This window comes from Streptomyces sp. 15-116A (assembly GCF_025290915.1).
Taxonomy (GTDB): domain Bacteria; phylum Actinomycetota; class Actinomycetes; order Streptomycetales; family Streptomycetaceae; genus Streptomyces.
The window spans coordinates 1-25913 of sequence record NZ_JAOCQE010000069.1; the positions used below are offsets into that span (position 1 = coordinate 1).

General features: G+C 72.7%; 21 protein-coding genes. 14 read left to right on the forward strand and 7 right to left on the reverse strand.

Features of this window, described 5'->3' with window-relative positions; all coding sequences use genetic code 11:
- A partial coding sequence (locus tag N4P33_RS14360) for an ATP-binding cassette domain-containing protein (protein WP_260826867.1) occupies nt 1–808 on the reverse strand: 808 nt, incomplete at its 3' end.
- A 163-nt stretch (nt 809–971) separates the two neighbouring features.
- A complete protein-coding gene (locus tag N4P33_RS14365; RefSeq protein ID WP_260826869.1) occupies nt 972–1616 on the reverse strand; it encodes a peptide deformylase in 645 nt (214 codons plus the stop codon).
- Between the two features lie 141 nt (nt 1617–1757).
- Here N4P33_RS14365 and N4P33_RS14370 point away from each other — a divergent pair, with 141 nt between their 5' ends.
- A complete protein-coding gene (locus N4P33_RS14370; protein ID WP_260826871.1) occupies nt 1758–2978 on the forward strand; it encodes a PepSY-associated TM helix domain-containing protein in 1221 nt (406 codons plus the stop codon).
- A 126-nt stretch (nt 2979–3104) separates the two neighbouring features.
- The gene (locus N4P33_RS14375) at nt 3105–3368 is read left to right on the forward strand and encodes a hypothetical protein (protein ID WP_260826872.1); all 264 of its coding nucleotides are present in this window, start codon (nt 3105–3107) and stop codon (nt 3366–3368) included.
- A gap of 89 nt (nt 3369–3457) precedes the next feature.
- On the opposite strand, the gene N4P33_RS14380 is transcribed toward N4P33_RS14375, so the two are convergent.
- Together N4P33_RS14380 and N4P33_RS14385 are read right to left on the reverse strand one after the other, a co-directional pair.
- Nucleotides 3458–4240, reverse strand: a complete 783-nt coding sequence (locus tag N4P33_RS14380) for an ABC transporter permease (protein WP_260826873.1) — start codon at nt 4238–4240, stop codon at nt 3458–3460.
- Entirely contained in the window at nt 4237–5202 is a 966-nt protein-coding gene (locus tag N4P33_RS14385; protein WP_260826875.1) for an ATP-binding cassette domain-containing protein, read from the reverse strand. The genes N4P33_RS14380 and N4P33_RS14385 overlap by 4 nt, the downstream gene beginning before the upstream one ends.
- 63 nt (nt 5203–5265) lie before the next feature.
- On the opposite strand from N4P33_RS14385, the gene N4P33_RS14390 reads away from it, so the two are divergent.
- On the forward strand, nt 5266–5979 hold the full coding sequence (locus N4P33_RS14390) for a TetR/AcrR family transcriptional regulator (protein WP_260826877.1): 714 nt from the start codon (nt 5266–5268) through the stop codon (nt 5977–5979).
- 33 nt (nt 5980–6012) lie between these two features.
- Here the strand turns inward: N4P33_RS14390 and N4P33_RS14395 are convergent, their stop codons facing one another.
- The 3 genes from N4P33_RS14395 to hmgA all read right to left on the reverse strand — a co-directional run bounded on the left by N4P33_RS14395 (nt 6013) and on the right by hmgA (nt 9342).
- Nucleotides 6013–7182: a type ISP restriction/modification enzyme gene (locus N4P33_RS14395; RefSeq protein WP_260826879.1), complete on the reverse strand. Its 1170-nt coding sequence runs from the start codon at nt 7180–7182 to the stop codon at nt 6013–6015.
- Nucleotides 7183–7208: 26 nt separating this feature from the next.
- Entirely contained in the window at nt 7209–7958 is a 750-nt protein-coding gene (locus tag N4P33_RS14400) for a GntR family transcriptional regulator (protein ID WP_260826881.1), read from the reverse strand.
- A 70-nt stretch (nt 7959–8028) separates the two neighbouring features.
- Nucleotides 8029–9342 carry a homogentisate 1,2-dioxygenase gene (gene hmgA / locus N4P33_RS14405; protein ID WP_260826883.1) on the reverse strand — a complete coding sequence of 438 codons (1314 nt, stop codon included), beginning with the start codon at nt 9340–9342 and terminating at the stop codon, nt 8029–8031.
- A 185-nt stretch (nt 9343–9527) separates the two neighbouring features.
- On the opposite strand from hmgA, the gene N4P33_RS14410 reads away from it, so the two are divergent.
- From N4P33_RS14410 to N4P33_RS14460, 11 genes are all read left to right on the forward strand, one after another.
- Complete coding sequence (locus tag N4P33_RS14410; RefSeq protein WP_260826885.1) at nt 9528–10163, forward strand: hypothetical protein; 636 nt, start codon at nt 9528–9530, stop codon at nt 10161–10163.
- Nucleotides 10160–10777 (forward strand): TetR/AcrR family transcriptional regulator, encoded by a 618-nt coding sequence (locus N4P33_RS14415; RefSeq protein ID WP_260826887.1) that lies wholly within the window; start codon nt 10160–10162, stop codon nt 10775–10777. The genes N4P33_RS14410 and N4P33_RS14415 overlap by 4 nt, the downstream gene beginning before the upstream one ends.
- Before the next feature lie 65 nt (nt 10778–10842).
- The gene (locus tag N4P33_RS14420; RefSeq protein WP_260826889.1) at nt 10843–11688 is read left to right on the forward strand and encodes an alpha/beta fold hydrolase; all 846 of its coding nucleotides are present in this window, start codon (nt 10843–10845) and stop codon (nt 11686–11688) included.
- Complete coding sequence (locus N4P33_RS14425) at nt 11669–17032, forward strand: caspase family protein (RefSeq protein WP_260826891.1); 5364 nt, start codon at nt 11669–11671, stop codon at nt 17030–17032. The genes N4P33_RS14420 and N4P33_RS14425 overlap by 20 nt, the downstream gene beginning before the upstream one ends.
- Before the next feature lie 78 nt (nt 17033–17110).
- Nucleotides 17111–19348, forward strand: a complete 2238-nt coding sequence (locus N4P33_RS14430; RefSeq protein WP_260826893.1) for a molybdopterin oxidoreductase family protein — start codon at nt 17111–17113, stop codon at nt 19346–19348.
- 138 nt (nt 19349–19486) lie between these two features.
- Nucleotides 19487–20917, forward strand: a complete 1431-nt coding sequence (locus tag N4P33_RS14435) for a CitMHS family transporter (RefSeq protein ID WP_260826895.1) — start codon at nt 19487–19489, stop codon at nt 20915–20917.
- Nucleotides 20918–20952: 35 nt separating this feature from the next.
- The gene (locus N4P33_RS14440; RefSeq protein WP_260826897.1) at nt 20953–22185 is read left to right on the forward strand and encodes an MFS transporter; all 1233 of its coding nucleotides are present in this window, start codon (nt 20953–20955) and stop codon (nt 22183–22185) included.
- 70 nt (nt 22186–22255) lie between these two features.
- Nucleotides 22256–22456, forward strand: coding sequence for a hypothetical protein (locus tag N4P33_RS14445; RefSeq protein WP_260826899.1), 201 nt, complete (start codon nt 22256–22258; stop codon nt 22454–22456).
- A 210-nt stretch (nt 22457–22666) separates the two neighbouring features.
- The gene (locus tag N4P33_RS14450; protein ID WP_260826900.1) at nt 22667–24007 is read left to right on the forward strand and encodes an ABC transporter ATP-binding protein; all 1341 of its coding nucleotides are present in this window, start codon (nt 22667–22669) and stop codon (nt 24005–24007) included.
- A 171-nt stretch (nt 24008–24178) separates the two neighbouring features.
- Nucleotides 24179–25567 (forward strand): aldehyde dehydrogenase family protein, encoded by a 1389-nt coding sequence (locus N4P33_RS14455; RefSeq protein WP_260826902.1) that lies wholly within the window; start codon nt 24179–24181, stop codon nt 25565–25567.
- A 16-nt stretch (nt 25568–25583) separates the two neighbouring features.
- The coding region (locus N4P33_RS14460; RefSeq protein WP_260826904.1) for an alcohol dehydrogenase catalytic domain-containing protein at nt 25584–25913 on the forward strand (330 nt) is incomplete at its 3' end.

Genomic DNA, 25913 nt, shown 5'->3' on the forward strand with positions numbered 1-25913 from the left:
CCTGCGCGTGCAGCGACGCCGCCTTGCGCTCGGCGTTGGCCCGCTCGCGCCTGCGCCGCCGCTCGTCCGCGTCCCGCCGGGCCAGATAGGCGTCCCAGCCGGTGTTGTGGACGTCCAGCGCGGCGCGCCGCGGGTCGAGATGGAAGACCCGGTTCACGGTGGCGGCGAGCAGCGACGTGTCGTGGCTGATCATCACCAGCCCGCCCTGATGGCCGGCCAGAAAGCCGCGCAGCCAGCCGATCGCGTCCGTGTCCAGGTGGTTCGTCGGCTCGTCCAGCAGCAGGGTGTCGTGACCCGCGAACAGGATCCGGGCCAGCTCCACCCGCCGGCGCTGCCCACCGGAGAGCGTGGCGAGCGGGCGGTCCATCAGCGCGGACGGCAGTCCCAGACCGGCGGCCACCCGGGCCGCCTCGGCCTCCGCCGCATACCCTCCGCGCGCCTGGAAATCGGCCTCCGCGCGCACATAGGCGTTCATCGACCGCTCGGTGCCGTCCGCCATCGCCTCCTCGGCGCGGCGCAGCGCCCGTACGGCACGGTCGAGGCCGCGCGCGGACAGGACGCGGTCGGCGACGGTGACCGACTGGTCCCCGGCGCGGGAGTCCTGCGGGAGGTGGCCGACGTCGCCGACGCGGGTGACGGTCCCGGCGGCGGGCCGCAGCACACCGGCGAGGACGCTGAGCAGGGTGGTCTTTCCGGCGCCGTTGCGCCCCACCAGGCCCACGCGGTCGCCGGGTGAGACGTGGAAGGAGATGCCGGACAGCAGCAGACGCGCACCGACGCGCACGTCGGCATCACGAACGGTGATCATGAGAAGACGCTCCGAACAAGCAAGAGGACACACGGGTGGCGTGAGAGCGGGTCCTCGGCTAGGAGATTCGGGGCGTAGACATGCGGTCACGGTAACGCGGCGGGCGGAGAGGGTGCAGCCGATTTTCCGGGCACCCCAGGTGGCTCGCGCCGCGGCGTGCGGGCTACGGCAGCTCGAACCCCAGCGCCCCTGCGGCCAGTTCCGGGGTCGGCTGCGGCCAGCGTTCCGCCAGCGCCTGGTTCGACGACAGCGAGCGGAGTTCGGCGCGGTCCAGGTAGAGGACGCCGTCGAGATGATCTGTCTCGTGCTGCACGATCCGCGCGGGCCAGCCGGAGAACACCTCGTCCAGAGGGCGGCCGTGCTCGTCCTGCCCGGTCAGCCGCACCGCAGCGGGACGCGACACCACCGCCTGGTACCCGGGGACGCTCAGGCAGCCCTCGTAGAAGGCGACCCGCTCGGGACCGGCCGGCTCGTACGCGGGGTTGACCAGCACCCGGAACGGCTGCGGGGTACGCCCGCGTGCCCGGCGTACGTCCTCCGGGACCGGGGCGGGATCCTCGATCACCGCGATGCGCAGCGGAACGCCGACCTGCGGTGCGGCCAGGCCCACTCCCGGCGCCGCGTGCATCGTGACGCGCAGCGCCTCCACGAAACGGGCCAGCAGCGCGGGCTCCAGCTGTCCGTCGAACGGCTCGCTGCGGCGCCGCAGCACCGGATCACCGGCTGCGACGACGGTCAACGGGCCGGGCGCGGAGAGGAGTTCCTCCACCCGTTCGGCGAGCGGTACGCGAGGTCCGGGGGTTCCCATCGCGCCAGCATGCCATGCGCGAACGGCACACCCGGCGACCCCTGTGGCGCAGGTCACACACGCGGCGCGGGAACTCGGCGCCCCCGCGCCCCGACTACTGCATCACCAAGGTCGGAAACACGCCACGGGAGAACCCCACCGATGACCACCGCTCCCTCGACCACCACGGACGAGGCTCCCCAACCCGCCGCCACCCCACCGAGAAAGAGCAACTGGGCCACCCTGCGCCCGCTGATCCTGCGCCTGCACTTCTACGCGGGCGTCGTGGTGGCACCCTTCCTCCTCGTCGCCGCCCTCACCGGCCTGCTCTACGCCGCCTCCTTCCAGGCCGAGAAGATCGTCTACGACCATGAGCTGACCGTCCCCGTCGGCGACCGCAAGCTGCCCGTGTCCGAGCAGGTCGCCGCCGCCCGCAAGGCCCACCCCCAGGGCACCGTCTCCGCCGTACGCCCCTCACCCGAGGCGGACGCCACCACCAGGGTGATGCTGTCCGGTGTACCGGGCGTCGACCCCGACCACACCCTCGCGGTGTTCGTCGACCCGTACACGGCCGAGGTGCGCGGCGCCCTCGAACAGTACGGCTCCACCGGCGCCCTGCCGCTGCGCACCTGGATCGACGAGTTCCACCGCGACCTCCACCTCGGCGAAACGGGCCGCTTGTACAGCGAGTTCGCCGCCAGCTGGCTGTGGGTGATCGCGGGTGGCGGCGTCGTGCTGTGGCTCTCCCGGCGCCGCGCCCTGCGCAAGGTGCGCGGCACCAGCGGACGGCGCCGCACCCTCGGCCTGCACGGCAGCGTCGGCCTCTGGGCCGCCGCCGGGTTCGTCTTCCTCTCCGCGACCGGACTGACCTGGTCCACCTACGCGGGCGCCAACATCGACGAACTGCGAACCGCGCTCGGCCATCAGACCCCGACGGTCACCGCCGCCGCGGCCCTGGTCGTCGCCGCCCTGTTCGGCGTCCAGGCGAACCGCACCCAGGAGCAGCTGAACGCCGAACGCGACCGGTCACGTGAGATCGCCCACGTTCTCGCCGCCCCGGACGCCCGTGCGAGCACCGGCCGGGACGCCCGGGGCCGCACGATCGGAGTGATCGCCTCCGCATCGGCGGAGAGCGCGATCGTCACCCTGGGCGGCTACGGCGAACCGCCGGACGGGCGCGTACGCCAGCTGTGGCTCATGCGCCCGGACGCACAACCGCGCTCCCTCGGGCTCTTCGAGGGCGACACGCCCTTGGTGGCGTCCGGTCTCGACACCTCGGCGACGTCACTCGCCGTGACCGTCGAACCTGACGGAGGGTCACCACAGCCCACTACCCAGCCCATTGTGCAACTCGCCCTGGAAGCAGTCGGATTCGGAGAGTAATCGCTGGGTGTTCGTCAACACCCTTATGGGGAAGGTGAATCCTGTGACCTCGATACACGAGTGCCGGGACGGGGCGATAGGGTTACCCTGCCCGGGCCGGGTGGACTCGTACGGGTGGGGAGTGACATGGAACAGATAACAGTGCGCAGCAGGGCCAGGGTCCCTGCGATCACCTGCGGGAGCAGCGCGAGCAGTTCGCGCCTCGACCGCCATCTCTCGGTGCTGGCCGGACCCGCCGTCCCCCAGCGCGAGACGGCGGAGGCGACCTCGCTGATGCGTGAGCTGACCGCGCGCGACCGAGGCGCACGGGGCGCCCGCGCCCGCACCAGCCGCGTCTCCCTCTTCGCCCCCCTGCGCCGTCTGCGCCGCACCCTGTTCGGCGGCCGCTGACCCACGCACCGCGCCGCGCCGGCGCCCCCGGTCCCACCCGGCAGTGAACCGGGGGGCCCGCCGGCGTTGCCCGCTCCGGCCCGCGCTCGTCACCGCTTCCCGTGCGCGTACTGCCGTACCGCGAGCGGTACGAACACCGCGAGCAGCACCACGCACCAGCCCAGGGATCCCGCCACGGGGTGCGCCACCGGCCAGGCGGCGCCCTCGGGCACCGGGGCGTTCCCGAACAGGTCCCGCAGCGCCGTCGCGACCGCGCTGATCGGATTCCACTCCGCCGCCGTGCGCAGCGGACCGGGCAGCCCGTCCGTCGGGATGTACGCACTGGACAGCAGCGGCAGCAGGAAGGTCGCACCACCCAGCTGACCGGCCGCCTCCTCGTTCCGGGTGAGCAGCCCGAGGAAGATCCCCACCCACACACAGGCGAACCGGAACAGCAGCAACAGCCCCACGGCCCCCACCGCGGCGAGCGCGCTCCCCTCCACGCGCCAGCCCACCGCGAGCCCCACCAGCAGGAACGGCAGCGTCCCGGCGGCGGTCACCACCACGTCCGCCACCGCCTGCCCCACCGGCACCGCGGCCCGGCTCACCGGCAGTGTGCGGAACCGGTCCGTCACCCCGCGGTGCACGTCCTGCGCGGACTGGAACATCCCGGTCATCACCCCGCCGGCCGCGGTCGCCACCAGCAGCCCCGGCACCAGGAACGAGCGGTACGCCTCGCCCGGCACGGCGAGCGCGCTGCCGAAGACATAGCCGAAGAACAGCAGCATGCTGACCGGCATCGTCTGGGTGAGGATCAGCAGCCCCGGGTTGTTCCGCATCCGCCGCAGCTGCCGGCCGAGCAGCGCGCAGCCGTCGTACGCCAACGTGCTCATACGGCACGCTCTTTGTCGTCGATGAGGTGGGCGGAGGGCCGCGTCAGCCGCAGGAACACGTCGTCGAGGGTGGGCGGCCTCAGGGTCGCGTCCAGCAGCGGTACGCCCGCCGCGTCCAGCGCCCGCACCAGGCGGGGCAGGGTGAGCGTCCGGTCCCTCGTGACGGCGCCGACCGCGTTCCGCTCCCGGTCGAGCGACGGCTCGGCGCCGGTGAGCCGGTCCAGCACCCCGGCCGCCCTCACCAGCGCGTCCGCGTCGGCGACCACGACCTCCGCGTACGCGCCGATCCGATCCTTGAGCTGGTCAGGCGATCCGGTGTGGGCGACCCTGCCGCGGTCCACCAGGGCGATGTCGTCGGCGAGCCGATCGGCCTCCTCCAGATACTGCGTGGTGAGCAGCACCGTCGTGCCCTGGCCGGTCAGTTCGCGCACCGCGTCCCAGATGAGCGTGCGGCTGGCCGGGTCGAGGCCGGTCGTGGGTTCGTCCAGGAACAGCACCTCGGGGCGGCGGATCAGGCTCGCGGCCAGATCCAGCCGGCGGCGCATCCCGCCCGACCAGCCGGACGCGGGCCGGTCGGCCGCCTCCGCCAGCCCGAAGCGGTCGAGCAGCTCCGCGGCCCGCCCGGCGGCCCCGCGCACCCGGTGCAGCCGGGCGAACAGCCGCAGGTTCTCGCGTCCGGTGAGGTCACCGTCGATCGAGGTGTCCTGGCCGGTGACCCCGATCCTGTGCCGTACGGCGGCGGCCTCGCGGACGAGGTCGCATCCGGCGACCCGCGCCGAGCCCGCGTCGGGGCGCAGCAGTGTGGTCAGCAGCCGTACCGCCGTCGTCTTGCCCGCGCCGTTCGGCCCCAGGACCGCGCACACCGTGCCCTCGGCGACCGCGAGATCCAGCCCGCGCAGGGCGCGCACCTCCCCGAACCGCTTTTCCAGACCCTCACTAAGTACAGCGTACGTAGTAGTCATGGTGCGACCATAGCGCACTACGTACGGTGTACGTAACTAGGATGGTGGGCGAGGTGATGACCGATGGCGGGCCGAGCGGCCGAACCCGAAGTGATCTGGGCGCGCCCCGAGCGCACCGGCCGTGGACCCCGGCCGGCGTACACCAGGGCCGACATCGCGGCGGCCGCCGTGCGGGTCGCCGACGCCGAGGGGCTGGACGCGGTCTCCATGCGCCGCATCGCCGCCGAACTGGGCTGCGGCACCATGTCCCTCTACAACTACGTCCCCCGCAAGGAGGACCTGTACGAGTTGATGGTGGACGCGGCGGGCGCCGAGCACGAACTGTGGGAGCCGTCGGGCGACTGGCGGGCGGACATGCTCCGGGTGGCGCACCAGACCCGGGACCTGATGCACCGCCACCCCTGGCTGCCCCGGCTGATGTCACCCGTGTACGGCTTCAGCCCCCACGCCCTGCGCTATCTCGAGCACTGCCTGGCCTGCCTCGACCCGCTGCCCGTGTCCTACGGCACGAAGATGGAACTGATCGCGATGCTCAACGGCGTCGTCACGACGTACGTCGCCAACGAGCTCGCCACCGCCGAACGTACCCGCTCCCTGCCCTGGTCCGAGGAGCAGGAGAACGCCATGCGGATCGCGTACCTGAGCGACCGGATCGCGACGGGGGAGTACCCCAGGATGGCGGCGGCCCTCGCCGAGAACGCGGGGCCCATCGATCTGGAGGCGGTGTTCGAGCGGGCGCTCGGGCGGGTGCTCGACGGGTTCGCGCCCCGGCCGTGAGGGGCCGGCGGCGTCAGAGAGGGGCACGCGCCGTCAGATGAGCGCCAGTTGACCCTCCGGGCCCTCCTCGTGGGCGTCCAGGACCGAGGCGGGGCGGCGGGTGGAGGGCGCGGGCGGGAGGATGCCGGCCTTGTGGAGGGCCGTGGCGGTAACGGGGCCGGGGACCGTCAACGCCGCCTGCTGCGGGCGCAGTTCCGCGAGCAGGGCCAGGACCGTGATCAGCTCCAGGAGTTCCGAGGTCCAGCTCTGGGGCCAGGTCGCCGGGCGGATCGCGGACAGGGTGCCCGGTTCGGCCGGGGCCGTGCGGGCCGTGAACCACTGCTCCAGGACACGGATGCCGCCCAGCTCGAAGTCCCAGGCCTCCGGAGGCACGGGGGAGATACGGCCCTCGTCGAGAAACAGAGCTTCCTCGTCGTGGTCGTAGCGCACGGTCAGCGGACGGGACGGCAGTGGTGCGCGCACATAGGGGCGACGCCCACCGGGCAGCTTCGGACGCTCCCCGTCGCGCCGCATCAACCACAGCATCCGCCGCCCGACCTCCACACCCCGCGCCCACGCGTCGTCGTCCCCGGTGAGCGGTACGGCGAGCCCGCGAGGCGTGGGACGGACGACGGCCACGATCCAGGCGAGGACGTCGAGCGCGGTGACCTCCCGGCCGTGAAGCTCCGCGAGGTGCTCCAGCAGCCCGGGCGCGAGATTGGGCTCCGCGCCACCGGGGCGCCGGTACAGCGGCCGGACGGGGCCGGGGCGGAGGAGGGGGAGCAGGGAGGTGGCGAGGAGGACAGGGCCGGGGGAGTCGGTGGGCGTCTCCACCGCGAAGACCTGCTGTTCGTCCCACACCCGCCACAGCTCCGGGCGGGCCGTGTCGATCAGGCGGTGGTCGGGGATGAGCCACTGTTCGTCGAAGGGGGCGTACAGGACGCGGACCGGGTCCGGGCAGGGGCCTGTGGCGCGGGACAGGCGCTCTGTGCCGCCGCTGCCGCCCGGGAGGCGGCCGACCGCCGTGTGCAGCGTGCGCGAGCGCGTCGGCTGGAAGAGGGCCTCGCGGTCGGGGCCCTCCGCCTTGACCAGTGCGGCCCAACGCGCCTTCAGGGACGCCGCGTCGGGGCCCGCCGGCCAGCCCCGGCCGAGCCGCGGCGGTGCGACGGACCACGGCATGAGGTCCGCCAGCAGCGGAGCGTCGTCGTGCGTCACGCAGGGCATCGTACGACCTGCCGCCGACACGCGGATCAGGTGGCGTCCAGCGTGACCGTGAAGGAGAAGCGGTCGCCCCGGTAATTGATGACGGCCACGTCCAGCGGGCGCCCTTCGGTGTCGTAGGTGATGCCCGTGTAGTGCAGGATCGGGCTGAGCAGCGGCACCCGGAGCAGCCGTGCCGTCTCCGGGTCCGCGAGCCGCGCCTCCACCGTGTCCGTGATGCGGCTGATGTCGACCCCGACGACATCCCGCAGCACCTTGGTCATCGGCCAGCGCACCAGGTCGTCCAGGTCGATGCGCTCGGCCAGTTCCGGACGGACGTAGTTGCGGGCGTGGTTGGTCGGCTCACCCGTCTTCTCGTCGCTGCGCAGCCGGTGATACGTCGCCGCCTCGGTCAAGTCCGGGAAGTACTCGGCGAGTTCCGCCGGCACCGGCGCGGGGCCGTGTTCGAGCAGCTCCGTCGTCATGCCGGACTGCTGGGCGACGATGGCGTCCACCGAGCCCAGCAGCCGTACCGGGGAGCCCCTGCGGGCATCGGGCTCGATGAACGTGCCCCGCCTGCGGTGCCGGGAGATCAGCCCCTCGTCCTCCAGCTCCTTCAGCGCCTGCCGCATGGTCAGCACGCTCACCCCGTAGTGCCCCGCCAACTGCTCCTCGGTGGGCAGCCGCAGCGGGTCCTGCGGCGAGCGGCCGAGGATCGAGGCGCGCAGCGACTGCGACACCTGATACCAGAGCGGCAGCTTGCGGTTCAGGACGATCGAATCCGGAGCGAAGGAGGTCACGGGCTATCCGTACCGGTCGGGAACGCTCAGTGCAATGCGTGGACGGGGGAGACGGAGGAGGCGTACGGCATCACTGGTCCCTGAAGTGGCGTTCGAGGCCCTGCCATACGTCGTCGTAGCGTTGCTGCAGATGCTCCGCGCGGGCCGCCTGCGGTGTCAGTGTCACCGGCCAGCGCGTCTCGAACATGAACGCCAGCCCGTCGTCGATCTTCTGCGGCTTCAGCTCCGCCGCGCTCGCCCGGTCGAACGTCTCCCGGTCCGGACCGTGCGCCGACATCATGTTGTGCAGCGAGCCGCCGCCCGGCACGAATCCCTCTGCCTTCGCGTCGTAGGCGCCCTCGATGAGCCCCATGTATTCGCTCATCACGTTCCGGTGGAAGTACGGCGGCCGGAAGGTGTCCTCGCCCACCAGCCAGCGCGGCGCGAACACCACGAAGTCCACCCCGGCCAGCCCGGGGGTGTCGCTCGGCGAGGTCAGCACCGTGAAGATCGACGGGTCCGGGTGGTCGTAGGAGATGGTGCCCATCACATTGAAACGGCGCAGGTCATAGACGTACGGCACATAGTTGCCGTGCCAGGCGACGACATCCAGGGGGGAGTGGTCGTACGTGGCCGACCACAGGTTGCCGCAGAACTTGTTCACCACCTCCACCGGGCCCTCGACGTCCTCGTACGCCGCCACCGGAGCCTGGAAGTCCCGCGCGTTCGCCAGCCCGTTGGCGCCGATCGGGCCGAGGTCGGGGAGACGGAATCCGGCGCCATAGTTCTCGCACACATAACCGCGGGCAGACTCGTCCAGGAGCTCCACACGGAAGCGCACCCCACGAGGGATCAGCGCGATGTGTCCCGGCTCCACATGCAGCAGCCCGAACTCGGTGCGCAGCAGCAGCCCGCCGCGCTCCGGGACGATCAGCAGCTCACCGTCCGCGTCGCTGAAGACCCGGTCCATGGAGGAGGTGGCGTGATAGAGGTGCACGGCCATACCGGTGCGCTGCGTGACGTCGCCGTTGCCGCCCAGGGTCCACAGACCGGCCAGGAAGTCCGTGCCCGGCCCGGGCTCCGGCAGCGGGTTCCAGCGCAGCCGGTTGGGGTCGGGTGCCGTCTGCGTGAAGGGCGCGGTGCGCAGGGCGCCGTTGCCGGTGCGGGTGAACGCCGGGTGGGCGGCCGACGGGCGGATCCGGTACAGCCAGGAGCGCCGGTTGTGCGCCCGCGGCTCGGTGAACGCCGTACCGCTCAGCTGCTCCGCGTACAGCCCGAGCGGCGCGCGCTGCGGCGAGTTGCGGCCCACGGGCAGGGCGCCGGGCACGGCCTCGGAGCTGTGCTCGTTGCCGAAGCCGGACAGATAGGTCAGTGCTTCGGCGACCTTGCGCGAGTCCCCGCTCATGTTCGCTGCTCCCTTGCGGCTCAGGACCTGATTCCTATGCAACACCGTAGGATTGCGTTTTCCCCGGCGCAAGAGGGCCGCGCGATCCGGATGCGGGTGTCGCCCTCTCCTCCTCTCGGCGGAGGACGCCGAACCCGACTCCAGGTGGATCCGCGGCGTCGTACCCGTGTTCTACGCTCCCGGTCATGTCGAGGACGCGGAGACTCATCACCGCGCTCGCGGTCTGTGTGGTCGCTCTGGCCGGAACCGCGGGCTGCGCCTCCCGTGACGCCCAGGAGCGGGACGCTGCCTCCCCCTCGCCGGTGGGCGAGCTCCTGGACGACCGGGACCCCGACGGGCGGCCCTATCGCGAGGTGGACGAGGAGGACGCCCCCGAGGTCCGCGTCGAGGTCACGCCCGACACCGACGGCGGCTGGGACGTACGCCTGACCCTGCGCGACTTCCGCCTCTCGCCGCAGGGGGCGCCGAAGCGGGCGGAGGCCGGCCGCGGCATCGCGCACCTCTACGTCGACGACCGCCTCGTCGCCCGGCTGCGCACCCCCGAGTACCACCTGTCCGCCCGCATGCTCCCGCGCGGCACGCACCACGTCACCGCCCGCCTCTACGCCGACGACGGCTCGGTATGGGCCGTGGACGGCGAGCCGGTGGAGAGCACGGCGGACGTCACGGTCTCGAAGCCGACCCTGACGTCGACAGACGCCGCGCAACCCGCCGCCAACGGCGCCAATGCCTCCAACGCCGCAAACCCCGCGGACGAGAACGGCAACCCCCTCCGGAGCGGAGGGCGAGGTTCACCCGGTCCGGGCGAGCGGGCATCATGAGGCCCGTGCCCCACGCGACCCCCCTCCGCCGTGCGCCCGTACAGCGGCGCAGCGCCGAACGGCTGGCCAGGATCCTCGACGCCTGCGCCGACCTCCTCGACGAGGTCGGCTACGAGGACCTGAGTACCCGCGCCGTCGCCCAGCGGGCCGGTGTGCCCATCGGCTCCGTCTACCGCTTCTTCGGCAACAAACGCCAGATGGCCGACGCGCTCGCCCAGCGCAACCTGGAGCGCTTCACCGCACGCGTCACCGACCGCCTCAAGGGCGCCGGGGACCGCGGCTGGCGCTATGCGATGGACGTCGTGATCGACGAGTACCTGGACATGAAGCGCACCGCCCCCGGCTTCTCCCTGGTCGACTTCGGCAACCAGATACCGGTCGGTACCCACCGCACCGAACCCAACCACCGCGTCGCCGACCGCCTCACCGACCTGCTGGCCGCCTATCTCCGCCGCACCCCGGACGACAATCTCCGCCGCACCATCCTCATCGCCGTCGAAACGGCCGACGGCCTCATCCACCTCGCGTTCCGGCTGACACCCGAAGGAGACGAGCAGGTCATCGAGGAACTGCGCGAGATGCTGCGGGCGTATCTGGCGCGGGTCCTGGACTGACGCCGTTCCGAGTGGCGCCCGTTGCTAAGGTGATCAGATCCTCGGGGCGCACATGGGGGGACGCCATGACGCGAGTGGTCTGCATCCACGGGATTGGTCAACAGTACGCCGGAGAACGGCAGTTGCACGCTGCATGGCACCCGGCGATCGCCGACGGCCAGCTCCGCGCCGGGGCCGCCTCCCCCCTGCCCGCGGAGGACGTGAGCTGCGTCTTCTACGGCGACCTGTTCCGGCCGCCCGGCCGCACGCTGACTCTCCTCGACCCGCCCCTGCGCGCCTCCGACGTCGACGAGGGCTTCGAGACCGAACTCCTGCTCGCGCTCTGGGCGGAAGCCGCCCGCACGGACGAGTCCGTCCTGCCACCCGACGCCCGGACCCTGGCCCGCACCCCGCAGACCGTGCAGCGTGCCCTCAACGCCCTCAGCCGGTCCCGCTTCTTCGCCTCGGTCGCCCTGCGCAGCCTGGTGCTGGACCTCAAGCAGGTCCGCGCCTACCTGTGCGACCCGGCCGTACGCGACGCCGTCCAGGAGCGAGTGGCCGCCGCCGTCACCGACCGCACCCGCGTTCTCGTCGGCCACTCCCTCGGCAGCGTCGTCGCCTACGAGGCACTGTGCGACCACCCGGAATGGCCGGTGCGCTCCCTGCTCACGCTGGGCTCGCCGCTCGGTATCCGCCACCTCGTCCACGACCGGTTGCGCAAGCCCGGCGCCTGGCCCGGCGGGGTCACCGCATGGACGAACATCGCGGACCAGGGGGACGTCGTGGCCCTGGTGAAGGACCTGCGGCCGCTCTTCGGCGACCGTGTCGCCTGTCACCTCGTCCACAACGGCAGCCATGCCCACGACGCGACCCGCTACCTCAACACCCCGCAGGCCGGCCGGGCGGTGACCGATGGCTGCGGCCTCGGCTGAGGCGTCCGGGCGCCGCTTCCTGATCGCCACCGCCGTCACGGACGTGGCGGCGCACCCCGAGGCGGAGCGCCCCGAACTGGCCGACGACGTCAGGAGGATGGAGGAGCTCTTCCTGGGAGAGCTCGGCTATGTCAGGGGCGCCGAACTCGGCCTCGACCCGACCCGGAACCAGCTTCTGGACGCACTGGGGGCGTTTGCCGGCGCCCCTGACCGCGGACCGGGCGACTACGTCGTCCTCTACCTCGCCACCCACGGGGTCACGGCCGAGCACAGCGGCCGGCACTACCTCCTGCTCCACGACAGCGACGCACGCAACCTGCCGCGCACGGCCCTGCCCACCGAGGACCTCGTCGCCCAGCTGTGGGAGGACACCGAGATCGAGCGGCTGCTCGTGCTGATCGACGCCTGCTACGCGGAGGAGGGCGCCGACCGTGCGCTGCGGACCGCGCTGGAGGCCCGCCGCTTCCGGGAGCCGGTCACCGAGCACGGCAGCACGGGGCTCGTCCTCATCTCCTCGTCCCGCCGCAAGGAGGAGTCCTACACCGGCGCCCTGTCCGCCGCCTTCGACCGCGCGGTGCGCCGTCGGGCCACGGCAGGTCACGCCCCTGCGCACATCAGCCTCGAACACGTCATGGCGGCGATCCGCAGCGACCCCGAAGTCCCGCGCGCGCAACGCCCGGTGTGGTCCCTGACCCACGCCACGGGCGACATCCCGGCCTTCCTCCCCAACCCGCGCCACATCCCCGACGCGGACGGACTCCGCCTGGAGGAGATCGACCGGATCGTGGCACTCGGGGCCCGGGAGAGAGGAGCCCGGGAGCAGGACATGCGGGGCTTCTTCCTGCCCAGGGCGCGCGGCACGGACGTACCGACCGAGGACGTCTGGAACTTCACCGGCCGGCACAGGGCGCTCGCCGACGTCACGCGGTGGCTGGCGCCGGAGCGGGCGGACGAACGGCTGTGCGTGGTGACCGGTGACCCGGGCTCCGGAAAGTCGTCCCTGCTGGGGCTGGTGGCCGTCCTCACCGACCCGCTGCGCAGGGCCTCCGTCCCGCGCGCCGGACTGCCCGAGGCCCTGCCCGCCCCGGGCGCGGTCGACGAGCGGATCAACGCCGCCCACCTCTCGACCCGGCAGATCCTGGACGCCCTGTCCGCGGCGGCGGGCTGCGCGGCGGAGTCCCTGGGTGCGCTCACGGCCCACCTCCAGACCAGGGCGGCCCCGCTGGTGGTGCTCATCGACTCCCTGGACGAGGCGCTGGCCCCGCACGAGGTGGTGGACGAACTGATCACCCCGTTGACCGACCCCGAACGGCGCCTCCCCCTACGCCTGCTGACCGGCGCCCGCCCTCACATAGCGCGCCTGCTGCCCGCCACCGCACCGCGCATCGACCTCGACTCCGAGCGCTGCGCCGACCCGGACGCGGTCCGCGCCTACGCCCGGAAGCTGCTGTGCGCACAGGGGTCCACCGCGCCCGACCTGGTGGACGCGATCGCCGAGGCGGTCGCGGAGGCGGCGGGACGTTCGTTCCTGGTGGCCCGGATCACGGCCCTCACGATCGCCCGGGAACCCGCACCGCCGGACCCGTACGACCGGCGGTGGCGCGAGCAACTCCCGCGGCTGCCGGGCGAGGCGATGGAGAGGGACCTCACCCAGCGGCTGGGCCCCGAGGCCGCCCGCGCCCGCGACCTCCTCCTCCCGCTCGCCTACGCCCAGGGAGCGGGCCTGCCCTGGGCGGGCGTATGGCCACGGCTGGCGTCGGCGATCACGGGCCGTCCGTACGGCGACGACGACGTCGTGTGGCTCAGGCAGGCGGCGGGCTCGTACGTCGTGGAGACGGTGGAGGACGGCGGCTCGGTGTACCGGGTGTATCACCGGGCGCTGATCGAATACCTGCGGGAGGGCCGGGACACCGAGCGGATCCAGCGGACGGTGACGGAGGTGCTGCGGGAGTTCGAGCACCCCTACACCTGGCGGTATCTGGCGTTGCACGCGGGAGAGGGCGGAGTGCTGGACCCGCTGGTCCAGGACGCGCGCTTCGTGTTGCGCTCCGAGCCCGGTCAGCTGCTGGCGGCGCTGCCGGGCCTGCGGAGCCCCGAGGGGCGCCGGGCCGGGCAGGCGGTACGGGACCTGGAGAACGAGCTGCGCCGGTGGGAGGGACGGAGGCGCGGGGACCCGGAGGCGCGGGCACGGCTCCGGCTGCGGGCGGTGTGCCGGAAGGCGCAGGTGCTGGCGGACTCGTGCGACGCGGGGGAGGGGAGGCTGCCGTGGCGGGCCCGGTGGGCGGCCTGGAACCCGGAGCACGGGGCGCGGCGGTACGCGGGGATGTCCATCGGAACCGGCCGGGGGATCGTGGTCCCGTCCGAGACCACCGGCGCCGCCTTCCTCGATCTGACCTCCCGGCAGGGGTCGGCCTGGGTCGACCTGGACGACGGCAGCATCTCGCGCCCGCGCCGGCATGCGACGGCGAGCTGGTGGCCGATCACCCTGACCGCTCCTCCTCAACTGCCGGGCACGGCGGCGGCGATGGACGAGGACCTCGATCTCATGCTGGACCGGGGCGACATACGGACCAGAAGTCATGCGCGGGTGCTGCATCTGTGGAGCGCGACCGAGCACCGGGCGTGGGTGCTGCCGCCGAGCCCCGATTTCGACCTCGAGCCCGAGAGGCGGATCCCGGACACACCGGAGCAGGTGGTGCTGCTCGCCGGTGCCGACGGCGAACCCTCCGTCGCGGCCCTGCGGTTCGGTCGCGGACACGTCCTGGTCCACCGACTCGGGAGGTCCCGGCGCTATCCTCCGCTCACCCGCCGGCAGCGCCGCTCGCTGTACAGCTGGGACATCCAGGACTGGGAGAAGCGGAGCGACAGACTGACGTCCGACGAGCCCGTCGCGTTCGCGATACCCGGAACCCGTGTCACCGCGTGCGCCGCCCCCGCCGGACCGGCCGGCCCGGAAATCCTGCTCGGCCTGGAGAGCGGCAGCGTCCTGCCGTACGACGTCCAGGAGAAGCGCCCCGGTGCCGGGACGGCCACCGGCCACGAGGGCGCCGTCACGCACGTCGACTCCCTGGCCGGCCATCCACAGGGACGGCTGCTCCTCACCGCCGGCGCGGACGGCACCGTCCGCCTGACCTCTCCCGTCACGGGCCCCGTCCGCACCCTCCTGACGAGCAGCCACGCCGTCGCCTCGCTCGCGGCGCACCGCGTGGGACGGCAGTGGATCGTGGCCGTGGTGACGGCCGACGGGCAACTGCATCGCGTCGACCTGGACAGCGGACGCCCCATCGGACTGCCGCAGCGCGTCGACGCCGGCCTGCTCGTCCGGGTCGAGACCTTCGACCTGGGAGCGAACGCCTGCGTGGCCGTCCAGGGCAACCGGCGCGGTCTGCAGCTGTACGACCTCGTGACCGGGGAACGGCTCGGCGGTCAGGTCCTGTGGCACTCCGCGACCGCCGTGTGCCGGGCGGGCGGCACCCTGTGCGTCGGCGGCTCGGACGGCGTCGTACGGTTCTGGCCCACCGTTCACGCGGCGGACTCGGTCTCCGTCACCGCGCACGACCGCCCGGTGCTCGCGCTGGGCGAGATCCGCGGCCCGTCGGGTGAGCCCGCCCTGGTCAGCGTCGGCGCGGACGACCAGATCCGCTGCTGGGACCTGGCCCGGCGACACGAGCTGTGGCGGCGCGAGGTGCTCGATCCGGGTCTGTGGAGAGACCCGCTGCTCAGCAGCGCCACCACGGGACGCACCTGTGACGGCCGGGACTTCGTCGCGACGGGCGAGTACGGCGGACGCGTCAAGGTTCTCGTCCTGCGGGACGGACTGCCGGTCGCCGAGCAGGAGTTCACCGTGCCCGACATCGTCACGTCCGTGACCGCCGGGCGTGTGGGGGACCGGGACGTACTGGTGGCCGGCACCGACTCGGGCCGGATCGTGTGCTGGGACGTGGGCGCGGGCCGCATGTTCGTCTACGGCCCGCTGCCCGAGGCACCGGGGTGGACCACCGCCCTGGCCCTCACCCCCGACGGTTCGGGGCGGCTGGCGGTCGGCGGAGCCGACGGCACGGTGCGCGAGTGGTCGCTGCCCACCTGCAGACCGCTGGGCCCCCCGCGGCCCGCTCACCGGGGCCACGTGGGCGGGCTGGCCTACACGCCGACGGGGCTGGTCGGCTTCGGCACCGATCACCGCCTGGTCGCGTATGCCGACGGCTGGGAGCGCCGTATGCCCGAGTCCGCCGCCTCGTTGTACGCGGCCGAGGAGGGAGTGCTGTGCGGGGATGACGCCGGCAAGGTCTGGTGGCTGCGCGACACGGACCAGGGCCGGCAGGTGGTGGAGGCCGTGGACGAGGTGCGGCCCGTGTCCGCCGTCGCGGCCGTGCCGCAGGACGGGGGACCACTGGTCGTCGTGGGCGCCGCCGACGGATCGCTTCAGGTGCGTGACGGCGCGCGGGGCGAGCTGGTGCGGCGGCTGCGGCCGGTCGACCACAGCGCTGTGGAACAGCTGGCCTCCGTGGCCTGGCGCTCACCCGGCCGGGCGGTACGGCCGTTGCTGTTCTCCCGCAGCGACTACGGCCTGTTGGAGTACTGGGACTTCGGTACCGGCGGTACCGTCGCCTCCGCCGGCCGGCCGCTCGTCACCCCCGTGCCCCACCAGCACGCGGGAGCCCGGCTGGCGGTGGTGCCGGACGGCTCCGGCGCGCAGTCGCTGCTGTCCGTCCACGTGAACAGGCGCGTCTGCGTCCACGACGTGGCCCGGGGGCCGTTTCCCGACCAGCCGTACTGGACCCCGGCCGACGGGGATCCGACGGAAGCCGATCCGCATCTGGTGAAGTGTGCCGGTCGTCTCCTGGTTCTCGTGGAATCCCGCGACGACGCCGTACGGGTCCTGGACACGACCACCCGCCGATGGACGTCCCTGTGGCTTCGGGACGACAGCCTGGTCCATGTGATGGCCGTCGGTCCACCGGGCGGGGACGAACTGCTGCTGATCGGCGCGTACCGCTCCAGGATCGTCCCGTGGGCCGAGCTGAGCGGGCGCTTCAGCACGTGGGGCGAACTGCCTCCCCCGCACCGCAGGCCGAGACCCCGATGGCTGCCGCGCCGCGGCCCCGCCCCCGAACCGCCGGTCACCCACGAGTACGCGATGAAGGTGTTCGCGGGGCACGCCGCCCTGCTGCCCGGCGGAAGGTCCTACGCCGTAGCGGACGGCACCACACTGGCCGAGGTCGGCACGTACGACGGCACAATCCACCGCACGGTCGAACTTCCCTCCCCGTGCACAGCCCTCACCGCGGCCCCCACCGGCGAGCTGATCGTCGGCACCCGCACGGGCCCGGTCCTCTTCGACTGACCCCTCCCCTCCATGCATACCGGTCGGTATGCTCGGCTCGTCCGCGCGTCATCGCCGCCGCCGTACCCGGGAGGACCCGTGTCCCGCACCGCTCTGCGCATCTGCCCCCTGTGCGAGGCCACCTGCGGCCTGACGCTCACGATCGAGGAGGGCAAGGTCACCCGCGCCCGGGGAGACCGCGACGACGTCTTCAGTCAGGGCTTCATCTGCCCCAAGGGCGCCGCCTTCCCGGCCGTGGACGGCGATCCCGACCGGCTGCGCACCCCGCTGGTGCGGGTCGACGGCGAGTTGCGCGAGGCCACCTGGGAGGAGGCCTTCGACGCGATCGCCGCCGGCATCCGGCCCGTCGTCGAACGGTACGGGCCGAACTCCGTCGGTGTGGTCCTCGGCAACCCCAACGTCCACACCATGGCCGGCGCCCTCTACCCGCCCCTGCTCATCGCCGGACTCGGCACCCGGAGCCTGTTCACCGCCTCCACGGTCGACCAGATGCCCAAGCACGTCTCCAGCGGACTGCTCTTCGGCGACGCGGGCGCCATCCCCGTGCCGGACCTCGACCACACCGACTACCTCCTGCTGATCGGCGCCAACCCCCTGGAGTCCAACGGCAGTCTGTGCACCGCACCCGACTTCCCCGGCCGCCTCAAGGCGCTCAAGGCCCGCGGCGGCACCCTCACCGTCATCGACCCGCGCCGCACCCGCACCGCCCGCCTCGCCGACCGGCACATCGCCGTCCGCCCCGGCACGGACGCCCTGCTGCTCGCGGCGACGGCGTACACCCTCTTCGACGAAGACCTCGCCGCCCCGGGCGCGTTGACACCGCACCTGCACGGACTCGACGAACTCCGCGTGGCGCTGCGGGACTTCACCCCCGAGGCCGTCGCCGGCGCCTGCGACGTCGACGCGGACACCATCCGCGCCCTCGCCCGCGAACTCGCCGCCGCGCCCACCGCCGCCGTCTACGGCCGCATCGGCAGCTGCACCGTCCCGCACGGCACCCTCGCCTCCTGGCTGGTCGACGTCCTCAACATCCTCACCGGCAACCTCGACCGCCCCGGCGGCGCCCTCTTCCCGCAGGCCGCCACCGACAAGACCCCCCGCCCCGCCGGACCCGGCCGCGGCTTCGCCCTCGGGCGCTGGCACTCCCGCGTCTCCCGCCACCCGGAGGCCAAGGGCGAGCTGCCCCTGTCGGCGCTCGCCGAGGAGATCGACACCGTCACCGACGAGGGCGAACCCGTGCGCGCCCTGATCGTCGTCGCCGCCAACCCGGTGCTGTCCGCACCCGACGGCAACCGCCTCGACCAGGCCCTGGACGCGCTCGACTTCATGATCAGTGTCGACCCCTACCTCAACGAGACCTCCCGCCACGCCCACGTCGTGCTGCCGCCGCCCCCGCCCGCGCAGAGCCCGCACCACGACTTCGCCTTCAACACCCTCGCCATCCGCAACCAGGTCCGCTACACCCGCCCCGCCGTCCCGCTGGAACCCGGCCGCATGGCCGAGACGGAGATCCTGGCCCGGCTGATCCTCGCCGCCACCGGCATGCACGGCGCCGACCCGTCCGCCGTCGACACCCTGGTGATCGACCAGACGCTCGGCAAGGCCGTCAAGGACCCGAACTCCCCCGTGCACGGCCGCGACCCGAAGGAACTCGCCGGCCTGCTGACCGGTGAGAACGGCCCCGAGCGGCGCCTGGACATGATGCTGCGCCTCGGCCCGTACGGCGACGGCTTCGGCGTACGACCCGACGGGCTCAGCCTCGCCAGGCTGCTCGACCACCCGCACGGCATCGACCTCGGCCCCCTGCGTCCGCGCCTGCCGGGACCCCTGAAGACCCGCAGCGGCAAGGTGGAGCTTCTGCCCGAGCCGATCGCCGCCGACCTGCCCCGGCTGCGTGCCGCCCTCGACGAGCGCGCCGACGGACTCGTCCTCGTCGGCCGCCGCCATCTGCGCTCCAACAACAGCTGGCTGCACAACGTGCCCGCCCTCACCGGCGGCTCCAACCGCTGCACCCTCCACCTGCACCCCGAGGACGCCGAGCGGCTCGACGTACGCGACGGCATGCACGTACGCGTGAAGGGCGCCGGGGGAGAGGTGACCCTCCCGGCGGAGGTGACCGACAGCGTGCGCCGGGGCGTGGTCAGCCTGCCGCACGGCTGGGGCCACGACCGGCCCGGCACCCGCCTCGGCCACGCCGCGAAGGAGCCCGGCGTCAACGTCAACCAGCTCCTCGACGGCAGCCTGCTCGACCCGCTGTCGGGCAACGCCGTGCTGAACGGAGTGCCGGTCCAGGTCTCCCCCGTGGCGGCCCCGTGAGCTGTGCAAAGCTGTGACCAGCAGTTTTGCGCTTATTGCTCGCACGTCAACGTCTTGTTAACGCAGCTTCGCGGCACCTAACGTCGTCGCACCGCCGGCCCTGGTGGGAGTTCAAGGGCGAACGTTAGGTGTCCACTCATGCTGACCATCCTCGGCTTCGCCATGATCGCGACCTTCCTGGTCCTGATCATGCTGAAGAAGATGTCGCCGATCGCGGCGCTCGTGCTGATCCCCGCGCTGTTCTGCGTGGTCGTCGGCAAGGGCGCACACCTCGGTGACTACGTCATCGACGGCGTGTCCAGCCTCGCCCCCACCGCGGCGATGCTCATGTTCGCGATCGTCTACTTCGGTGTGATGATCGACGTCGGTCTCTTCGACCCGATCGTCCGCGGCATCCTCAGGTTCTGCAAAGCCGACCCGATGCGCATCGTGGTCGGCACCGCCGTGCTCGCCGCCATCGTGTCGCTGGACGGCGACGGATCCACCACCTTCATGATCACCGTCTCGGCGATGTACCCGCTGTACAAGCGCCTGAAGATGAGCCTGGTCGTGATGACCGGTGTCGCCGCCATGGCCAACGGCGTGATGAACACCCTCCCCTGGGGCGGCCCCACCGCCCGCGCCGCGACCGCGCTGAAGCTCGACGCCAGCGACATCTTCGTCCCGATGATCCCGGCGCTGCTGGTCGGTCTGCTGGGCGTGTTCTTCCTCGCCTACGTGCTCGGTCTGCGCGAGCGCAAGCGGCTCGGCGTGCTGACGCTGGACGAGGCACTGGTGAAGGAGAACGCCGAGGAGACCGAGACGGTGCTGGTCGGCGCGGGCACCGGCAAGGACTCGGCCGGCACCGGCAAGCGTGCACTGCCCGTCGGCGGATCGGGTTCCGGCACCGACGCGGACGCGGACGCCGACACGCGGGAGGACGACGGCTTCCAGGGTCTCGACCCGAACCGCCCCACCCTGCGCCCCAAGCTGTACTGGTTCAACGCGCTGCTCACGGTCGCGCTGCTCACCGCCATGATCATGGAGTTGCTGCCGATCCCGGTGCTCTTCCTGCTCGGCGCCGCGCTCGCCCTCACCGTCAACTTCCCGCACATCCCCGACCAGAAGGCCCGTATCGCGGCCCACGCCGACAACGTCCTGAACGTCTCCGGCATGGTCTTCGCCGCCGCCGTCTTCACCGGCGTGCTCCAGGGCACCGGCATGGTCGACCACATGGCGAAGTGGATGGTGGACGTCATCCCCGAGGCCATGGGCCCGCACATGGCGCTGGTCACCGGTCTGCTGAGCCTGCCGCTCACCTACTTCATGTCCAACGACGGCTTCTACTTCGGTGTCCTGCCCGTCCTCGCCGAGGCCGGCGCCGCGCACGGGGTCTCCCCGCTGGAGATGGCCCGCGCCTCCCTCGTCGGCCAGCCGCTGCACATGTCCAGCCCGCTCGTGCCCGCCGTGTACGTGCTGGTCGGCATGGCCAAGGTCGAGTTCGGCGACCACACCCGGTTCGTGGTCAAGTGGGCGGCCCTGACCTGCCTGCTGATCCTCGGCGCGGGCATCCTGTTCGGCATCATCTGAGACACGGAACGCATACGTCCGGAAGGGACCCGATCATGGCGCCCGGTGGGAACCGCGGCTGGCTGCTCCGCCTCGTCATCGCCTTCAGCTTCGCGCAGGGGGCCGTGTCGATGGCCCGGCCCGCCGTCTCCTACCGGGCGCTCGCGCTGGGCGCGGACGAGCGAGCGGTCGGTGTCATCGCCGGTGTGTATGCGCTGCTGCCCCTTTTCGCCGCCGTACCGCTCGGCCGGCGCACCGACCACGGCCGCTGCGCGCCCCTGCTGCCCATCGGCGTCGTCCTGATATCCGGCGGCTGCGCACTGAGCGGTCTCGCCGGTTCCCTGTGGGCGATGGCCCTGTGGAGCGGGGTGATGGGCCTCGGCCACCTCTGCTTCGTCATCGGCGCCCAGTCCCTGGTCGCCCGCCAGTCCGCCCCGCACGAACAGGACCGCAACTTCGGGCACTTCACCATCGGTGCCTCGCTCGGCCAGCTGATCGGCCCGATCGCGGCGGGCGGACTGATCGGCGGCGCCGACATGGCCCGTACGAGCGCGCTGGCGCTGCTGGTGGCGGGCGCGGGCGCGGCCGTCGCGTTCACCTCGCTGTGGCGCATCGAGCGTCCTGTGTCCGGGAAGGCCCGTACGGCTCAGGGCGCCCGGGTGCCGGTCGGGCGCATCCTGCGGGCCAGGGGAGTGCCGGGCGGCATCCTCATCAGCATGGCGGTGCTGTCCGCCACCGACATCCTCACCGCCTATCTCCCCGTGGTCGGCGAGCACCGCGGCATCGACCCCGCCGTCATCGGCCTGCTGCTCAGCCTGCGCGCCGCGGCCACCATCGCCTGCCGGCTGGTCCTCACCCCGCTGCTGCGGCTGCTCGGCCGCACGCTGCTGCTGACGGTGACCTGTCTGCTGGCCGCGCTGCTGTGCGCGGGCATCGCGCTGCCGGTGCCGGTGTGGGCGCTGGCACTGATGCTGGCGGTGCTCGGCTTCTGCCTGGGCGTCGGCCAGCCGCTGTCCATGACGACGGTCGTCCAGGGCTCCCCCGACGGCGCCCGCTCCACGGCCCTCGCCCTGCGCCTGACCGGCAACCGGCTGGGCCAGGTCGCCGCGCCCGCGGCGGCGGGCCTGATCGCCGGGGTGGCGGGCGTCGCGGCCCCGTTCGTCATGCTGGGCGCGCTGTTGCTGCTGTCGTCGGGGGTGGCCCTGCGCTCACCGGTCGCCCCGGCGCAGGACCGGTCACCGGCCGAGGGATCCGAGCGCACCCGACTGTTGCGCCGGACTCCCCGGTGACCGGTGCCGTGCCGCCGGCGTCCTACTGAAAGGATGACGCCGACCGCACAGTGCAAGAGGGGGAGAGACCATGGGCCTGATCGTCCTGGCCGCCATCGTCGTCGCAGTCGTCGGAGGCTGCGTCTGCGTCGTCTGGGCCTCCCGTGGCGGCCCGCGGTGGGTGCGCGGGGTGGCGGCGGTGACGCTGGTGATGGGCGAAGTGGTGCGGACACTGGCGCGTTCGTCGAGGTCGAGCAGCAGGAGCGGGAGCAGCAGCGGCTCGGACGATTAGGGGCCTGTGAACGACGCCCACGACCGAGGGCCCCTGAATCTGGGCGTCCGCTTTCTCACCAGGTGGACGCCGCCCCCGAGTTGCCGTCACGTGTCTTCCCCCGGCCGGGCACAATCCGTTAACTTCCGTGACTCACACGCCCCGTACGACCCGCACGAGGCGTCCGACCGCGGAGCACCAGCGCCCTGATGAGCCCCCGGGGGCACCCTCATGACACGCGCCATCTCCCTGCACGACGTGAGCAAGTCCTATACGCGAGGCGTCCGCGTGGTGGACCGGCTGTCCCTGGACATCGCCCCCGGCGAGTTCCTGGTCCTGCTCGGCCCGTCCGGCTGCGGCAAGTCCACCGTGCTGCGGATGATCGCCGGCCTGGAGGACATCGACGAGGGGAACCTGTTCCTGGACGGCGAGCTGTGCAACGAACTGCCGCCGTCCGCGCGGGACATGGCGATGGTGTTCCAGAACTTCGCCCTCTACCCGAGCATGACCAGCCGGGACAACATCGGCTTCCCGCTGCGTATCGAGGCCCCGGGTGAGGATCCGAGCGCCCGCGTGGACGCCACCGCCCGCATGCTGGGCATCGAGGACCTCCTCGACCGCTTCCCCGCCCAGCTGTCCGGCGGCGAACGCCAGCGGGTCGCCATGGGCCGGGCCATCGCCCGCCACCCCTCCGCCTTCCTGATGGACGAGCCGCTGTCCAACCTGGACGCCAAGCTCCGCAACCATCTGCGCGCCGAGATCGCCCAGCTCACCCGCGAGCTGGGCGTCACGACCGTGTACGTCACCCACGACCAGTCCGAGGCGATGTCGCTGGGCGACCGGGTCGCCGTGCTGCGCGGCGGGGTGCTTCAGCAGGTCGGCACCCCGCGCACGGTGTACGCGCTGCCGAGCAACGTCTTCGTCGCCGCGTTCATCGGCACCCCGCGCATCAACCTGCTGCGCGGCCTGGTGCGCGCCCCCCTCGACGGCGCGATGAGCATCAGCCTCGGCAAGCAGTTCCTGCGGCTGCCCGAACCGCTGTCCCTGGACCACCAGTTGCTGCGGGTCCAGCAGGGCCGCGAGGTGATCGTGGGCCTGCGTTCCGAGGCCGTCCGGATCGCCAAGCCCGCCGCCGCCCGCCCCGGCGAGGTCGCGCTCACCGGCCTGGTCGAGCACGTGGAGTTCCAGGGGCACGAGGTCCTCGTCCACTTCAACACCGGCTCCAGTCCCGCCGTCGTCCCGGAACTGGAGGCCCCGCGCCCGCACCCCGGCCGCCCCGACCGACGGCGCCGCCGCGACGGGACCGTCCTCGACCGGCTGCGCGAACGTGCCGTGGCGCTGCGCACGGGAGGCGTCGCGACGCTGGAGAAGCCCCCGGAGCCGGAGCCGTCCCCCGCCTCCGCCGAGCCGCGCCTCCCCGGCGACCTCATCGTCCGCACCACCCCCGACATCCGGCTCCAGCACGGCATGCAGGTCCCCCTCCTGGTCGACCTCGCCCACCTGTTCGTCTTCGACCAGCACGGCGAACGCATCTGCCCGAGCCCTTCGCGGCTGCCGGACCTGGAGGAGTGAGAGGCAGCGGAACGGGCAACCGCGTGCGTTGACGGGGCGGCCGTCGCCCCCGTGTCGCGCTGACCGATGATGGGGCGGGGACCTCCTCGTCACAGTCCCCTCTGGCGCATGAAAACTAACATCGCTAGTTTATGTGCCGGACGACGACGCCCCCGCCCCGGAGGAAGCGCGATGAAGGCATACGACGGCATGTACATCGACGGCGCCTGGCGCCCCGCCGCCGGCCCGGATGTGATCGAGGTCGTGAACCCGGCGGACGAGCAGGTGATCGCCACCGTCCCCGCGGGCACCGCCGAGGACGTCGACGCCGCCGTACGGGCCGCCCGCGCCGCCCTCCCGGCCTGGGCCGCCACCCCGCCCGCCGAGCGCGCCGCCCGCCTCACCGCCCTGCGCGACCAGCTCACGGCCCGCCGGGACGAGATCGCCGAGACGGTCACCGCCGAACTCGGCGCCCCGCTGAAGCTCTCCCAGACCGTGCACGCCGGTGTCCCGATCGCCGTCGCCGGCTCCTACGCCGAGCTGGCCGGGACGTACTCCTTCGAGGAGAAGGCCGGCAACTCGACGATCCTGCACGAGCCGGTCGGTGTGGTCGGCGCGATCACGCCCTGGAACTACCCGCTGCACCAGATCGTCGCCAAGGTGGCCCCCGCCCTCGCCGCCGGCTGCACCATCGTCGTCAAGCCCGCCGAGGACACCCCGCTGGTCGCCCGCCTCTTCGCCGAGGCCGTGCACGAGGCCGGGATCCCGGCAGGCGTCTTCAACCTGGTCACCGGTCTCGGCCCAGTCGCCGGCCAGGCCCTCGCCGAACACCCCGAGATCGACCTGCTCTCCTTCACCGGCTCCACCGCCGTCGGCCGCCGCATCGGCGCCATCGCCACCGGCATGGTCAAGAAGGTCGCCCTGGAACTCGGCGGCAAGTCCGCCAACGTGATCCTGCCCAGCGCCGACCTGGCCCGCGCGGTCAACGTCGGTGTCGCCAACGTCATGTCCAACTCCGGGCAGACGTGCAGCGCCTGGACCCGCATGCTGGTTCACCGTGACCAGTACGACGAGGCCGTCGAGCTCGCCGCGAGCGCCGCCGCGAAGTACGGCGACCGCATCGGCCCGCTCGTCAACGCCGCCCAGCAGCAGCGCGTGCGCGGCTACATCGACAAGGGCGTCGCCGAGGGCGCCCGCCTGGTCGCGGGCGGCCCCGAATCCCCGCACGACAAGGGCTACTTCGTCAGCCCGACCGTCTTCGCCGACGTCACGCCCGACATGACCATCGCCCAGGAGGAGATCTTCGGCCCGGTCCTGTCGATTCTGCGCTACGACGACGAGGACGAGGCCCTGCGCATCGCCAACGGCACCATCTACGGCCTCGCGGGTGCGGTGTGGGCCGGGGACGAGGCTGAGGCGGTGGCCTTCGCCCGCCGTATGGACACCGGCCAGGTCGACATCAACGGCGGCCGCTTCAACCCGCTCGCCCCCTTCGGCGGCTACAAGCAGTCCGGCGTGGGCCGCGAGCTCGGCCTCCACGGCCTCACCGAGTACCTCCAGACGAAGTCCCTCCAGTTCTAGGGGAGTCACATCCGCCATGGCTGTCCGTGCCGCCGTTCTGCCCGCCGTCGACGCCCCGCTGGAGATCACCGGCATCGAGCTGCCCGAGCCCGGCCCCGGCCAGGTCCGGGTCCGGCTCGCCGCCGCCGGGGTCTGCCACTCCGACCTGTCCCTGTCCAACGGCACCATGCGCCTGCCCGTGCCGGCCGTCCTCGGCCACGAGGGAGCCGGCACGGTCGTCGCCGTCGGCGAGGGCGTCACCCACGTCTCGCCCGGCGACGGTGCCGTCCTCAACTGGGCGCCCTCCTGCGGCGCCTGCCCCGCCTGCGCCCGCGGCGAGGTCTGGCTGTGCGCCGACGCCCTCAGC

Bases quoted from the DNA above. Each gene is read 5' to 3' on its own strand.
- N4P33_RS14365 (WP_260826869.1), bottom strand. From the start codon at position 1,616: ATGGGAACCCCCGGACCTCGCGTACCGCTCGCCGAACGGGTGGAGGAA.
- N4P33_RS14370 (WP_260826871.1), top strand. From the start codon at position 1,758: ATGACCACCGCTCCCTCGACCACCACGGACGAGGCTCCCCAACCCGCC.
- N4P33_RS14375 (WP_260826872.1), top strand. From the start codon at position 3,105: ATGGAACAGATAACAGTGCGCAGCAGGGCCAGGGTCCCTGCGATCACC.
- N4P33_RS14380 (WP_260826873.1), bottom strand. From the start codon at position 4,240: ATGAGCACGTTGGCGTACGACGGCTGCGCGCTGCTCGGCCGGCAGCTG.
- N4P33_RS14385 (WP_260826875.1), bottom strand. From the start codon at position 5,202: ATGACTACTACGTACGCTGTACTTAGTGAGGGTCTGGAAAAGCGGTTC.
- N4P33_RS14390 (WP_260826877.1), top strand. From the start codon at position 5,266: ATGGCGGGCCGAGCGGCCGAACCCGAAGTGATCTGGGCGCGCCCCGAG.
- N4P33_RS14395 (WP_260826879.1), bottom strand. From the start codon at position 7,182: ATGCCCTGCGTGACGCACGACGACGCTCCGCTGCTGGCGGACCTCATG.
- hmgA (WP_260826883.1), bottom strand. From the start codon at position 9,342: ATGAGCGGGGACTCGCGCAAGGTCGCCGAAGCACTGACCTATCTGTCC.
- N4P33_RS14410 (WP_260826885.1), top strand. From the start codon at position 9,528: ATGTCGAGGACGCGGAGACTCATCACCGCGCTCGCGGTCTGTGTGGTC.
- N4P33_RS14415 (WP_260826887.1), top strand. From the start codon at position 10,160: ATGAGGCCCGTGCCCCACGCGACCCCCCTCCGCCGTGCGCCCGTACAG.
- N4P33_RS14420 (WP_260826889.1), top strand. From the start codon at position 10,843: ATGACGCGAGTGGTCTGCATCCACGGGATTGGTCAACAGTACGCCGGA.
- N4P33_RS14425 (WP_260826891.1), top strand. From the start codon at position 11,669: ATGGCTGCGGCCTCGGCTGAGGCGTCCGGGCGCCGCTTCCTGATCGCC.
- N4P33_RS14435 (WP_260826895.1), top strand. From the start codon at position 19,487: ATGCTGACCATCCTCGGCTTCGCCATGATCGCGACCTTCCTGGTCCTG.
- N4P33_RS14440 (WP_260826897.1), top strand. From the start codon at position 20,953: ATGGCGCCCGGTGGGAACCGCGGCTGGCTGCTCCGCCTCGTCATCGCC.
- N4P33_RS14445 (WP_260826899.1), top strand. From the start codon at position 22,256: ATGGGCCTGATCGTCCTGGCCGCCATCGTCGTCGCAGTCGTCGGAGGC.
- N4P33_RS14450 (WP_260826900.1), top strand. From the start codon at position 22,667: ATGACACGCGCCATCTCCCTGCACGACGTGAGCAAGTCCTATACGCGA.
- N4P33_RS14455 (WP_260826902.1), top strand. From the start codon at position 24,179: ATGAAGGCATACGACGGCATGTACATCGACGGCGCCTGGCGCCCCGCC.